This window comes from Erysipelothrix tonsillarum DSM 14972, from assembly GCF_000373785.1.
Lineage (GTDB): Bacteria > Bacillota_I > Bacilli_A > Erysipelotrichales > Erysipelotrichaceae > Erysipelothrix > Erysipelothrix tonsillarum.
Window position 1 is genome coordinate 218,035 of the sequence record NZ_KB892377.1, and the last position, 13,724, is coordinate 231,758.

Annotated in this window: 16 protein-coding genes; 15 read left to right on the plus strand and 1 reads right to left on the minus strand. The window is 38.4% G+C overall.

Annotated features, from left to right (window positions below; genetic code table 11):
* Nucleotides 1–94 precede the first annotated feature (94 nt).
* The 6 genes from B096_RS0101025 to trmD all read left to right on the plus strand — a co-directional run bounded on the left by B096_RS0101025 (nucleotide 95) and on the right by trmD (nucleotide 4,862).
* Nucleotides 95–2,071, plus strand: coding sequence for a glycosyltransferase (locus tag B096_RS0101025; protein ID WP_018578921.1), 1,977 nt, complete (start codon nucleotides 95–97; stop codon nucleotides 2,069–2,071).
* Nucleotides 2,061–2,999, plus strand: coding sequence for a 3'-5' exoribonuclease YhaM family protein (locus tag B096_RS0101030; protein WP_018578922.1), 939 nt, complete (start codon nucleotides 2,061–2,063; stop codon nucleotides 2,997–2,999). The genes B096_RS0101025 and B096_RS0101030 overlap by 11 nt, the downstream gene beginning before the upstream one ends.
* Before the next feature lie 82 nt (nucleotides 3,000–3,081).
* Nucleotides 3,082–3,354 carry a 30S ribosomal protein S16 gene (gene rpsP / locus B096_RS0101035; RefSeq protein ID WP_018578923.1) on the plus strand — a complete coding sequence of 91 codons (273 nt, stop codon included), beginning with the start codon at nucleotides 3,082–3,084 and terminating at the stop codon, nucleotides 3,352–3,354.
* Nucleotides 3,355–3,356: 2 nt separating this feature from the next.
* Nucleotides 3,357–3,605 carry a KH domain-containing protein gene (locus B096_RS0101040; protein WP_018578924.1) on the plus strand — a complete coding sequence of 83 codons (249 nt, stop codon included), beginning with the start codon at nucleotides 3,357–3,359 and terminating at the stop codon, nucleotides 3,603–3,605.
* Between the two features lie 34 nt (nucleotides 3,606–3,639).
* Nucleotides 3,640–4,137: a ribosome maturation factor RimM gene (gene rimM / locus B096_RS0101045; RefSeq protein WP_018578925.1), complete on the plus strand. Its 498-nt coding sequence runs from the start codon at nucleotides 3,640–3,642 to the stop codon at nucleotides 4,135–4,137.
* Complete coding sequence (gene trmD, locus B096_RS0101050; RefSeq protein WP_018578926.1) at nucleotides 4,137–4,862, plus strand: tRNA (guanosine(37)-N1)-methyltransferase TrmD; 726 nt, start codon at nucleotides 4,137–4,139, stop codon at nucleotides 4,860–4,862. Before rimM ends, trmD begins: the two co-directional genes overlap by 1 nt.
* Before the next feature lie 33 nt (nucleotides 4,863–4,895).
* On the opposite strand, the gene B096_RS0101055 is transcribed toward trmD, so the two are convergent.
* Complete coding sequence (locus B096_RS0101055; protein WP_018578927.1) at nucleotides 4,896–6,206, minus strand: serine hydrolase; 1,311 nt, start codon at nucleotides 6,204–6,206, stop codon at nucleotides 4,896–4,898.
* Nucleotides 6,207–6,358: 152 nt separating this feature from the next.
* Between B096_RS0101055 and B096_RS0101060 the strand changes: the two genes are divergently transcribed.
* From B096_RS0101060 to B096_RS0101100, 9 genes are all read left to right on the plus strand, one after another.
* Entirely contained in the window at nucleotides 6,359–6,742 is a 384-nt protein-coding gene (locus B096_RS0101060) for a hypothetical protein (protein WP_018578928.1), read from the plus strand.
* The gene (locus B096_RS0101065; protein ID WP_018578929.1) at nucleotides 6,732–7,871 is read left to right on the plus strand and encodes a pyridoxal phosphate-dependent aminotransferase; all 1,140 of its coding nucleotides are present in this window, start codon (nucleotides 6,732–6,734) and stop codon (nucleotides 7,869–7,871) included. Before B096_RS0101060 ends, B096_RS0101065 begins: the two co-directional genes overlap by 11 nt.
* Before the next feature lie 170 nt (nucleotides 7,872–8,041).
* A complete protein-coding gene (gene rpsB / locus B096_RS0101070) occupies nucleotides 8,042–8,980 on the plus strand; it encodes a 30S ribosomal protein S2 (protein ID WP_018578930.1) in 939 nt (312 codons plus the stop codon).
* 2 nt (nucleotides 8,981–8,982) lie between these two features.
* Nucleotides 8,983–9,867, plus strand: a complete 885-nt coding sequence (gene tsf, locus B096_RS0101075; RefSeq protein WP_018578931.1) for a translation elongation factor Ts — start codon at nucleotides 8,983–8,985, stop codon at nucleotides 9,865–9,867.
* A gap of 53 nt (nucleotides 9,868–9,920) precedes the next feature.
* Nucleotides 9,921–10,634, plus strand: a complete 714-nt coding sequence (pyrH, locus tag B096_RS0101080) for a UMP kinase (protein ID WP_018578932.1) — start codon at nucleotides 9,921–9,923, stop codon at nucleotides 10,632–10,634.
* Between the two features lie 2 nt (nucleotides 10,635–10,636).
* Nucleotides 10,637–11,182, plus strand: coding sequence for a ribosome recycling factor (frr, locus tag B096_RS0101085; RefSeq protein WP_018578933.1), 546 nt, complete (start codon nucleotides 10,637–10,639; stop codon nucleotides 11,180–11,182).
* A 2-nt stretch (nucleotides 11,183–11,184) separates the two neighbouring features.
* Entirely contained in the window at nucleotides 11,185–11,865 is a 681-nt protein-coding gene (locus tag B096_RS0101090; RefSeq protein WP_083912977.1) for an isoprenyl transferase, read from the plus strand.
* Nucleotide 11,866: 1 nt separating this feature from the next.
* Entirely contained in the window at nucleotides 11,867–12,634 is a 768-nt protein-coding gene (locus tag B096_RS0101095) for a phosphatidate cytidylyltransferase (protein WP_018578935.1), read from the plus strand.
* 9 nt (nucleotides 12,635–12,643) lie between these two features.
* Nucleotides 12,644–13,708 carry a M50 family metallopeptidase gene (locus B096_RS0101100; RefSeq protein ID WP_018578936.1) on the plus strand — a complete coding sequence of 355 codons (1,065 nt, stop codon included), beginning with the start codon at nucleotides 12,644–12,646 and terminating at the stop codon, nucleotides 13,706–13,708.
* Nucleotides 13,709–13,724 lie beyond the last annotated feature (16 nt).

Below are 13,724 nucleotides of genomic sequence, written 5' to 3' on the forward strand. Positions count from 1 at the left end.
ATAACACCCCATTTCGGGGTGTCTTTTTTTGATATTTCTCTTAAATTAGATTATTATTAACATAGTCAAAACAATGCCAAAGGAGGCATTCTCAATGAGAATTGGTTTATTTACAGATACCTACACACCAGATATCAATGGTGTGGTGACGTCAATTGTCACGTTAAAAAATGCATTGGAAGCACAAGGACACAATGTTTTTGTGATTACGAACCAACCTTCAATCTTAAATACGACATATGAAGACGGTGTATTGCGACTACCCGGTTTGGAATTGAAATTCTTATATGGGTACGTTATGAGTAGTCCACTTCATATTCAAGCGCTTAGCGCGATTGAGGAAATGGATTTAGATGTCCTTCATGTCCATTCAGAATTCGGAGTGGGGATGTTTGCTCGACTCGTAGCAAAAAATCTACATCTACCACTGGTTTCAACTTACCATACGACCTATGAAGATTACACGCATTATGTAAACTTACTCGGTCTTAAATCAGTCGATCAATTATCGAAGAAGGCGATTGCGAAGATGAGCCGCATGTTTACCAAACAAGCTCAAGTAATTATTTCTCCTTCTGATAAAACAAAGAAAATGTTATTGGGTTATGATATCCGTAAGGAAATTGCAGTTATTCCAACAGGGTTGGATCTTAGCCGCTTTGCCAATCGTGATGAAGTGCGTATTCAAGCTATTCGTGATGAATATCACCTGGGTGAGAAACCTACGTTTGTCTACATTGGTCGCCTTGCTAAAGAAAAAAGTATTGATGTGGTCATTGATGCCTTTGCGGCTCTCTTGTCTCGCAACATTGAAGCACAACTCCTTATAGTGGGTGGTGGACCTTCTGATAAAGAATTGTTACAACAAGCGCAGCAACTTGGAATTCAAGATTCTGTAATCTTTGTTGGAGCGGTGAATGCTACGGATGTTGTGAATTTCTATCATGTGGCCGATGCATTCATTTCTGCGTCGCTTACAGAAACCCAAGGTTTAACTTACATCGAAGCCTTGGCCTGTGGACTGTGTGTCTTTGCACGTCCTGATAAACCGCTTGAAGGCATTATTGTTGATGATGAGACTGGTTATTTGTTCGAATCATCGGATGAATTTGCTGATAAAGCACAACATTTACTTCAAGCGGATGTGTCATTATGGAATCGTTTGAGAGCAAACGCACTTGAAAAAGCATCAACCTTTGATAGTTCGAAATTTGCGGATAGTGTGTTAGCGGTTTATCAACGTGCCATTGATACCTATTTTGGCCGTTATGTTGTTACAGCGATTGAACAAGTAGGTGACGAAGTCTTTATTGATTTTGAATCAAAAGAAAGTGATGAACGCATGGTCATTGACCAGTATGTGTTTGAACGAAGAGGAATCGAGGTGGGTCGCGAGTTGTCACGAAACGAATTAAATGAAATTGAAGATGATCAAGCAATCTATGAGGCGTATCAATTAGCCCTTTCACGTATTGGTGTTAAAGATTACACTTCATATGAAATGTCTGAGTATCTACATAAAAAACTTGAATTAACTCAAGAACAAGTCGATGTCGTTATTGATTTGTTGAAACGTCGTCGTTTTATTGATGATGATCGCTATTTTAGAGATAAAATTGATTACCATCGTGAACAAATGCGCGGGAATCAACGCATTGTTGATGATTTGCGTAAACGTGGTTTTGAAGCAGATCGCATTTTATCAGCCTTAGAAGATGAGGACTATGACGACTATACTGAACGTGGTGTTCGCCGTGCCGAAACATTTATGAAAACATTGCGTGATGGATCCAGTCGACAAAGAGAATCGAAATTGCGTCAGCATTTACAACGTCAAGGTTATGGATTTGAAGTAATCAATGATATTGTTGGACGCATAATTAAAGATGATTTTGATGAAACAAATGAACTTGAGAGCCTTAAAAAGGTGATGGAAAAAAGCACGGCACGTTATGCCCGTAAGTACGATGCTCGTGAAACACGGAATCGCGTTGTACGTCATGCGTTATCGCGTGGATACGACTATGACATGATTGCACGTGTACTAGAGGAGTATGAAAATGAAAATTAAAGAATTTGAAACAGGTCAAAAATTAACAGTTCCATTGTTAATTTCACGTTATACAAAAGGGGTAACACAAAATGGAGCCCCATATATGTCAATTACATTACAAGATGACACGGGAGAGATCGAAGGTAAGATTTGGGATGTCAAACCCGAACAAGAAATGATGATCCAAGTCGGTCTAATCGGAGTTGTTCATTGTGATGTACTTCAGTATCGACAAAGCCTACAACTAAGAATTCACAGTATTGAGATTAAAGAGCAGACAGAATATACCTTAAGTGATTTTGTTAATGCTTCAAAATACGATGTTGAATTTTTAAAAGAACAAATTAATGGTTTTAAAAATCAAATTGAAGATCCAATTATTAAAGCTTTAGTTGAAGCTTCACTTGAGGACTGTGGCGAACAATTTTATCAATATCCTGCAGCAACGCGTAATCATCACGATTTTGTGGGTGGTCTTGCAACTCATGTTTATGGAATGTGTCAACTTGCGAATAGTCTTTGCGATCTCTATCCCATCTACAATCGCGACTTGTTATTAGCAGGTGTGATTTTACATGATATGGGTAAAATTGAAGAGTATACCGCAGCTATGTTAAGTGAGTATAGTGCTAAGGGTAAGCTATTAGGTCATATTTCAATTGAACATGCTAATTTTGTTGAAGTTGCTACCCGTCTTGGGTATCAAGATACAGAACAGGTCTTAATTTTACGTCATATGATTTTATCTCATCACGGTAAGATGGAGTTCGGATCACCGGTACTACCAATGGTGAAGGAAGCTGAGATGTTGACATTTATCGATAATATAGATGCACGCACCAATATGTTTGAAAAATTCTATGATGACCTTGAAGAAGGTGAGTTTAGTACGCGAATGTTTGCACTTGATAATCGAAATTTTTATAAAGCAAAGGGTGTCAAGTAAAAACACTTGACACCTCTTGTTGATATGATATACTTAACAAGGAAATTAACAATTACGTTAACATTATTAGGAGGCTATACACATGGCAGTTAAATTACGTTTAAGAAGAATGGGTTCAAAACAAAAACCTTCATACAGAATTGTTGCAGCAGATTCACGCGCACCTCGCGATGGTCGCTTCATCGAAATCGTAGGTTACTATGATCCTACAACTTCACCAGCAGTAGTTAAAGTTGATGAAGAAAAAGCAATGAAATGGTTATCAGTAGGAGCTCAACCATCAGACACAGTTCGTAGCATTCTTTCAAAACAAGGAATCATGACTCGTTTCCACGAATCAAAATTAACTAAATAATCATGAAACCGGTTGAAGATATTCTTTATGATTTAGTTCTTCCATTAGTGGAAGAAGAGAAGGGTTTGAGTGTCAAAAGGTTACCGAGCTTAGATGAGAATGAAATTATTCTTGCGATATATGCCGACAGTGCAGATATTGCGCGTTTAATTGGTCGTCAAGGAACGATGGCACATGCGATTCGTCAAACAATGGCAATTGGGTCCCGTGTCCTTGATCAACGTATTTCAATTAAATTTGAATCATATTAAGGATGTAGCAATACATCCTTTTTTTGGAGGTTATATGGAACATATTATTATTGGCATCATTCAAAAGCCTTTTGGAATTAAAGGTGAGGTAAAAGTTGCGCCCAAAACAGACTTTGTTCAAGAACGATTTGCGCCGGGACAACTTGTTCATCTAAAACTTGGTGGAAAGACTGTTGATTACGTTATCGCATCGTTTCGCCGTCATCATGGGTCGATTTTGATCAAGTTTGAAGGACTGGATAATCTCAACGATGTTGAATTTTTCCACAAAGGAGAAATTTCAATTGACCGTGAAGCGCAACATGAACTTCCAGAAGATGAATATTACTTTGTTGATTTAGAAGGATGTACTGTTTATTCAGATGGGGAAGAACTCGGCTTAGTTACCGAAATTATGGAAACTCCAGCACATCCGGTTCTGCGCATTAAGGCGGACGAACGCGATATTCTCGTTCCGTTTGTTGAACGATTTATTCAAGCAGTTGATACGAAAGCAAAACGCATCGATATTAACTGGATGGAGGGATTGTAATGCGCGTCAGTATTTTAACGCTCTTTCCAGCAATGTTTACAGGTTTTGTGGAATCGTCGATTATTAGTAAAGCGATTGAACGGGACCTTATTCAAGTAGATGTTGTTGATATGCGAGATTTTACAGAAGATAAACACAACCGTGTGGATGATTATCCCTATGGTGGTGGTGCAGGTTTGGTGCTCATGTGTCAGCCTGTTATCGATGCGATTGAGGCAACCCGCACGGAAGGATCATTGGTAATCATGTTGACTCCACAAGGGAAAACATTAAAACAATCTTTGGCGTATGATTTAAGTAAAGAAAAACATATTATTCTCGTTTGTGGTCATTACGAAGGTTTTGATGAACGAATCCGCTCGTATGTTGATCTTGAGATGTCGATTGGGGATTATGTCTTAACGGGTGGTGAAACGGCTGCGATGGTTATTGCAGATTCGGTGATTCGTCTTGTTGATGGTGTCATTACCAAAGAATCCCACGAGGATGATTCATTCAGTGACGGATTACTTGAGTATCCTCACTATACGCGTCCACGCACCTATAAAGGTCAAGAAGTACCTGAGGTTTTAATGAGTGGACATCATGCAAATATTGAAACATATCGTTTAAAAGAGTCTTTGCGGAAAACCTATAGAGTGCGTCCAGATCTTTTGGATACACGAAATTTAACGGATAAAGAAGCCAAATTATTGAATGAAGTCATTCAGGAAGAAACAAAATAAAACAGGTTGCCCTAATATGAGGGGTAACCTGTTTTATTTTTGTTCTCGTGATGATCTGCGACTTAGTTTTTTTAGGTAATATTTATGATCGCGATAATCTTTCCATTGACGATAAATAAGATATAGAACCGCAAGGATTCCTAATCCAACTGCTAGGATAAATGCAATTAACTTGAGCGCTTCGAAGGCAACTTTAAGGTAAGAGAGTTTTATTTCTTCGGGATTTAAGATGTCTTTTTCAATAAGATGTTTTCCTTTATAAGCAAATCGAACAGTTCCCATTTTAAAATCTTTGGGAATGGGTGCTTCGAAGGTGGATTGTGTCGGTATAAATTCAATTTTTAAATCGCTAGAACTATAATCTCGTGGGAGAAAACTTGAAATATCTTCATTAAAATATACATCAAAATCAGTTCGTCCATTTTTAATTGGGACAGTTTGAATTGTTGTGTTTTTATACAATAGAGGGACATGATTATAGTTTGTTATGACATGTTCATAAACCGTACCGTGATCCATAATTTGTGTATAAAGACGATTTTCAAATGGGGCGTTGGTGGAAATGAAAAGATAGGCTTGTGAGCCGTCTTGAGCAAAACTTGAGAGTGAGCGCTCAGCGAGGTCAGTGGTTCCGGATTTAGCCCCTTTGATCATGTTGTATCCCATTTTGTGCCCGACTACAAGCGAATCATTGGTTAATGGAATGCCATTTGGGTGTGATGGCGTAGGGGATGTCGTATAGGTTTCAGTTTCGTAGATTGATTTAAAGATAGGGTTATCGAGTGCGTAAATAAGGAGTTTTGCAAGGTCATCCATTGTGGTTAGATGCTCGGGATCATCCAAGCCACTTGTATTGACAAAGTGGGAGTCTTTCATGCCAATACGCTGAGCAAGACGATTCATTTTATCAACCAACTTTTCAGGATCTTGGGTTAAATAGTAAGACATGGCACGCGTTGCGTCTGCGCCTGAAGGCATCATAATTCCGTGAAGGATATCATTTAAGGTTACTTGGTCTCCTTCTTGAAATCCTGCAACGGATGCAATTGGATCCAATCCATCAAAAACTTCGGGAGGTAAGGTATAAAGTGTATCCAGTGAAGTATCACCCAACGACTCAATCGCTGTGATGACGGTAAGGACTTTTGTAATGGAGGCTGGATGCACGCGTAAAGCGTGGTTTTTCTCAGCAAGCGTTTGACCTGTATTAAGATCTACTAAAATATAGTTTTGACTATTCAAGCCGAGATCGTAAATCGGGATAATATCATGGTTTCCTTCAGCATTAATCGGAATTATGGTGCAAATAAGGAAAAGTAAAGTCAGAATGATTTTTTTGTTCATGTTAATACCTCATTATGTGTTTTATCAATCATACGACATAATACCATTGAAAGGGTAAAAAAATCCTGAAAAATATAAAAATGCGAGTGATTCATACATTGGATGAATAAGTTCTATGATAAAATAGAAGTAGAAAAGAAAAGAGGTCGAACATGAAATTATTAGTTATCAGTGATCGGGATTCGATAAAACAAGAAATCACCGATTTAAAGATGGATTTTGAGTATTTAGATTTACGCCGAGGATTTTCAAATGAACAATTAATGGATGTTTACGAAAATGAAAAACCGGAATTGTGTCGTACAGTGCGTGATGAAATTGAATTAATTAATCCGGATAAAATTGTCGTCATTGGTGCTTTGGAAGGCTATGTTTGGCTCGGTACGATTGTGACACGTTTATTTGGTCAGTTTAATTCTTGGAATGGTCAACGCGACAATGAATTTGGGAAGACCGTGTTAAGTATTAATGGTAAGTCCGTGCCATTGTATGCAATCTATCAAACAAGTGATTGGGGGCTTGTGGATGAAAAGTAGGATTGAACGGTTGACGTTAAGTGGAATCCGACAATTCGCTGCGCGTTATCAGGGGCACGAAGATATGGTTTTTCTAACTATTGGTGAGCCAGATTTAGATACGCCGGATGCGATTAAAGAGGCAGCTATGGATTCCCTCAATCGTAATGACACGCACTATCCGCCAGCGGTTGGAAATTTGGAACTTCGTGAAGCCATTGCTCAGTATGAATCACAATTCAATCTCAAACCGTACACAGAAGCGAATGTGATCATAACAAACGGTGCCACCGAAGGATTAACGCTTGCGATTTGGTCCGTGGTTCAGGAAGGAGATGAGGTAGTTATCTTTACCCCGAGCTTCCCTTTATATCAAACGCAAGTTACATTGGCAGGGGCAGTTCCAGTATTGCTTGATACGAGTGTCTCCGATTTTCAAGTGACACGTGAGATGTTAGAAGCGGTGATTACAGATCGGACCCGTGCAATTCTTTTTGCGACCCCCAATAATCCTACTGGAGTTGTGTATAATGAAGCAAGTATTCAGGCTATTCGTGAAGTGTTAACAGTACGCTCTGATATCTATGTAATTGTTGATGAAGTTTATCGATCAATGCTTTATGAGGGAGCAATTCCAACCTTAAGATTTGATGAATCTTTGCAAGACCAAATAATCATTACGCAAAGCTTCTCGAAATCGCATGCCATGACAGGATGGCGTGTGGGTTACGTCCTTGCGGATACAAAGTGCATTGAATTAATGCACCGTCTTCATCAAAACCTTGTGACGGGAATTTCAAGTTTCTCACAATCAGCTTGCATTGTAGCTCTTGGAGTGGACACACGCTATATGGTTGAAGCTTATGCAATACGTCGTGATTATATCCTTCAACGTTTGGATGAGATGGGGATGTCCTATGTCCGTCCAGAAGGTGCATTTTATGTTTTTCCATCAATCAAAGAGTTTGGCATGGCTTCGGAAGCGTTTGCAACCCAATTAGCGGACCAATATGGTCTTGTTACCATTCCAGGGATTTATTTTGGTACAGAGGGCCATATTCGAATTTCTTATGGAAGTCCTCTTACGGTTCTCGAAAAGGGAATGGATCGTTTAGAACAATTTGTACGGGATCTTAGGGCAAATAATTAGTCGATTTATCGGTGAATTAACCTTGTCTAAGTAAGGTCAGTATGATAGAATATACAATGGCATCAAAAGAATGCCTAATTCACACATCATGGATTCGTAGACCCCGTGCTCACGATGAGTTGTCTACTTTAGAAATGATGGAGGACTAACGGAAAGGTAGGAATTTAGTTATGTCAGTTGTGACAATGAAGAAATTATTAGAAAGCGGAGTTCATTATGGACACCAAACACGTCGTTGGAATCCAAAAATGAAACCATATATTTATGCAGCGAAAAATCGTATTTACATTATCGATTTGAACAAGACTCAAGAAAAACTTGACGAGGCATATGCAGCAATGAAAGATATCGCAGAAAAAGGCGGTAAACTCTTAATTGTTGGTACAAAGAAACAAGCTCAAACAATCGTATTAGAAGAGGCACTACGTAGTGGATCATTCTTTATCAACCAACGTTGGTTAGGTGGTACATTAACAAACTTCCGTACAATCCAAAAATCAATTCGTCGTTTAGTTGAAATTGAAGAAATGGAAAACAGCGGATCAATCAATGTTTATACTAAAAAAGAAGTGTCATTATTACTTAAAGAAAAAGATCGTCTAGAAAACTTCTTAGGCGGAATTAAAGAAATGAAGAAACTTCCAGATGCATTATTTGTGGTAGACCCAATTGAAGATGCTAACGCAGTTGCTGAAGCACGTAAATTAGGAATCCCAGTATTTGGAATCGTTGATACAAACTGTGATCCAGATGCAGTTGATTACGCAATCCCTGGTAATGATGATGCAATCCGCGCAATCCGTACAATCGTAGGATTAATGGCAGATGCAATGATCGAACCAAAAGGTGGCGTATTACAAGTTGCTTATCAAGATCAAGATGTTGAAGATATCACAATGGAAGACGTTATCGTTAACGTAGAACAACAAGCTGCTGAAAATGACCGTCGTCGTCGTCAACGTTTCGAAGAACGTCGTAAACGCGATGATCGTCGTCGTCAACAACGTTATACACGTAATGACCGTCCGTCAAACGACCGTCCGTCAAATAACCGTGACGAAAAAGTTGAAGCAAAACAAGAAACAAAAACAGAAAAAAGTGAGGCGTAAAGATGATTAGTGCAAAGTTAGTTAAAGAACTTCGTGATCTTACTGGAGCTGGAATGATGGACTGTAAGAAAGCTCTTGAAGCTACTGAAGGCGATATTCAAGCTTCAGTTGACTGGTTACGAGAAAAAGGTATTTCAAATGCTCAAAAGAAATCAGGTCGTATTGCTGCTGAAGGAACAACAAAGGTTACTGTTAAGGGAAACCGCGGTATTGTTATCGAAGTAAACTCAGAAACAGACTTTGTTGCTAAGAATGATCAATTTGTTGAACTCGTTGATACATTAAGCGACGTAATTCTTGATTCAAATCCTGCAGATTTAGATGCAGCATTAGCACTTGACGTAAATGGACAAACAGTATCTGACTTAGTTGTTGCTGCTACAGCAACAATTGGAGAAAAAATTACATTACGCCGTTTCTCAATTGTAGAAAAAGCTGATGATGAAGTATTCGGTGAGTACATGCATATGGGTGGAAAGATTTCAGCATTAGTTGTTCTTAAGAACGCTGATGAAGAATTAGCAAAAGACATGGCAATGCAAATTGCTTCAATGTCACCACAATATGTGTCACAAGCTGAAATTCCTTCAGAAATTATTGATCATGAAACAAACATTCAAGTTGAAATCGTTAAAAATGACGAATCACTTTCAAGCAAACCTGAACAAGTTGTTGCTGGAATCATTAAAGGACGCGTAAGCAAATCAATGCAAGACATCTCATTAGTTGATCAAATCTTCTTTAAAGATGGAAAAGCTAAGGTTTCACAAGTTCTTAAAACAGCAAACGCAAGCGTAGAATCATTTGTACGTTATGCAGTTGGTGAAGGTATTGAAAAACGCGAAGAAGACTTCGCAGCTGAAGTTGCAAAAGCAGCTCAAGTTTAATTAATGACTTATAAGGACACAGTTACTGTGTCCTTTTTGAAAGGACGTGCAACATGTACAAACGCGTATTGTTAAAATTAAGCGGAGAAGCTCTATCAACAGATGGAGAAATCTTTGATCCGATCGTTCTCGATGATTTATCAGAACAAATTAAAACAATCGTCAATGATGGTGTCGAAGTCGCTATCGTTGTCGGAGGAGGGAACTTTGTAAGGGGTCGAATGGCTGAAGATTTAGGCATTGATCGTATGCAAGTTGACTACATGGGAATGTTGGGCACTGTAATTAACGCTTTAGCAATCCAAGGCGCTTTAGAACGCAATGGCGTTGAAACGCGAGTTCAAACTGCAATTGATATGACTAAGGTCGCAGAACCATTTATTCCACGTCGCGCAATTCGTCACTTAGAGAAGGGACGGGTTGTCGTGTTTGGTGCTGGTACTGGATCCGCATACTTCTCAACGGATACCACTGCAGCGTTACGCGCTTCGGAAATTAAGGCTGATGTAATTTTAATGGCTAAAAATGGCGTAGACGGAGTTTATAATTCTGATCCACGTTTAAATCCGGACGCTTTAAAATATGATAGTTTATCCTATATGGATGTAATCCAAGAAGAACTTGCAGTTATGGATACTACCGCAACATCAATGTGTATGGATAATGATATCGACTTAATTGTATTTAATATGAATGAAAAAAATAATATAATAAAAGCAGTAAAAGGTGAAGCGGTAGCGACACGTGTATCTAAGGGAGGAAAATAAAGATGCAATCAATCATTAACGATGGTCGTCTCTTAATGGACGAAGTCATTGAAAACTTTGAAACCCGTCTTGGCGGTTTACGTTCAGGACGTGCAAACGTATCAATGTTATATGGAGTTTCAATTGATTACTATGGTTCAGCAACACCCCTTGAGCAAATTGCTCAAATTTCAGTTGTAGAAGGACGTCAATTGGTTATTAAACCTTTCGATCCTTCTGCACTTAAAGAAATTGAACATACAATCAATAACGGTTCTTTAGGATTATTAGCACAAAATGATGGAACTGTAGTTCGTATTAATGTGCCTCAATTAACTGAAGAAACACGTAAAGAAGTATCAAAACAAGTCGGTAGTTTAGCTGAAGATGCTAAAGTAGCGGCACGTAATGTTCGTCGTGATTTAAATGATGAAATCAAAAAACTTGAAGATCTTCCAGAAGATCAAGAAAAACGACTTCTTGATGATGTTCAAAAACTAACGGATGATGTTACGAAGAAAATTGACGCGATTTCTAAAGACAAAGTTAAGGAAATCATGACTATCTAATTATGAACAGCCTAAAACATGTGGCCATCATCATGGATGGTAACGGAAGATGGGCAACCAAGCAAAAAAAAGAGCGTACATTCGGTCACTACTATGGTAGTGAGAATGTACGTGATATTGCTTTGGAGGCCTTGGATTTAGGAGTTGAAGTCATCACTTTGTATGCATTTTCAACAGAGAACTGGAAGCGTCCACAAAAAGAAATAGATTATCTCATGAAATTACCGGCTATATTTTTCGAAAAATTTTTAAAAGAACTTATGGAAAAAGGTATTCAGATTCGTACCATTGGTGATTTAACAAAAATACCTGAGCGTACACGTAAGGTTATGGAAAATGCAGTTGAACGTACAAAAGATAATAATAAACTTATTCTTAATTTCGCATTAAATTATGGCTCTCGAGATGAAATTGTTCGAGCTGCACAGGAAATTGTGAATGAGGGTATCAATACTGTGACTGAAGCTGTTTTTGAGTCACATTTAGATACTTTCGGATTACCGCCGGTTGACTTATTAATTCGTACAGGAGGCGACCGTCGACTCTCAAATTACTTATTGTGGCAATTAGCGTATGCGGAACTTCTATTTGTAGATGTTCAATGGCCAGAGTTTGATCGTCCAATGTTTAAGACGTGTGTAGAGGATTTCAATCAACGAAATCGTAGATTTGGAGGACTTTAGTATGAAAGAGCGTATAACCACTGCCATTGTATTAGTCGCTATTTTTGGTGCAGCTTTATTAGCAGGGAATAAGGCTCTTTTTGCTTTAATTACGGCTTTAATCCTTGTAGGGGCATATGAAATTTATTTGTTGAATAAAGACCGATTGAAACCAATTATTGTGCCTTTTATTATTGCTTTTACCTTAACGGGTGGTCTGATTGAACCTAACTATGTGCCAGCATTTGCAGCTGTACTCATTATGACGCTTTTTGCCTTTACCGTCTTTTTCGAGTGGTATACCTTTGAAAATGTGTCATACATGTTTATTTTAATTATGATGCTCGTTCTTGCGGTTCAAGCGGTTACGGTTGTCTTATCCTTTGATAAGCTTGTGTTTATTTATGTCTTGCTTGCAACTTACTTAACCGATACGTTTGCGTATTTCGGTGGGATGTTATTTGGAAAGCATAAATTAATTGAACGTATATCGCCTAAGAAAACCATCGAGGGTGCAGTTATTGGCTACTTGATGTCTGCGATACTTTCATTTATTTTTGGTTATAACTTTATACTCGATTTTGTTCCGTTGAATGCGATTATTGCGGGATCACTCTTAATTCCTTTTATTGGACAGATTGGTGACTTAGCCTTTAGTTCCATCAAACGTCATTTTGATGTGAAGGATTTTGGTTATATTTTCCCAGGTCATGGCGGTGTGTTAGACCGCATTGATAGTGTTGTCTTTGCACTTTTAACATTTAATATTATTCTTACGATATTTATATAGGAGGTACCCATGCAAATTTTAATCAATATTTTTTATTTTGTTATCGTTATGGGACTTATAGTTTTTATTCATGAACTTGGTCATCTTATTGCTGCGAAGGCATTTGGAGTTTATTGTAATGAATTCGCAATTGGAATGGGACCTAAGATCTTCCAATACAAAAAAGAAGGTTGGGAAACAAGTTTTTCGATACGGGCATTTCCGCTCGGTGGGTTTGTATCCATGGCGGGAGAACCGGGCGAAGGAGATTTTGGCGTTGAGCGTGAGCGGACGGTTGTGGGGATTAAACCCTGGAAACGTCTGATTGTAATGCTAGCTGGAATCTTTATGAATTTTGTTCTTGCGCTTGTGATATTCTCGGGTATCTTTATGTACTCGGGCATCGTTGACCAACCGGAACCTGTTATTGCTGGCGTGCAAGTAAATTCTCCAGCTGATAAAGCGGGCTTACAAGTTAATGATGAAATCGTAAAGCTTACATTTGATGATGGTAAGGTAGTTGTTCCTAAAGACTTTAATCAATTGGTTACCAGTATCATGGTTTATGAAGATCATGAAGTTACCGTAACGGTATTGCGTAATGGTCAAGAGGTAGACACAAAGCTTACTCCAGAATATAATGCTGAACAAGAACGTTATTTAATTGGCGTTCAGGCAGTAAGTGGTGAGCATCGTGATTTAAACTTCTTTCAAGCAATTGGAGCTGGTTTTAATTTTGTTGGCTTCTTGATTCAACAACTTGGTTTTGTTTTAAATCGTCTTGTTCATGGTGTTGGCTTTAATTCTGTAGGTGGTCCAATTGGAATCTATCAGGCTACATCAAAAATTTCTACCGATGGTTGGTTCTTTTTCTTAAACCTCGTAGGTCAACTATCAGTGAGTTTAGCGGTGATCAATCTCGTACCGATTCCAGTTATGGATGGTGGACGCGCTTTATTAACGCTCATTGAGATGATTATTCGTAGACCCATTCCTGAGAAAATTGAAAATGGTATTATGGCAATTGGAGTTGCAATGATTATGGCGCTCTTTGTCTTCGTAATGTTTAATGATATTCGTAAGTTAATTGGCTAATTCAACTACGAATCGT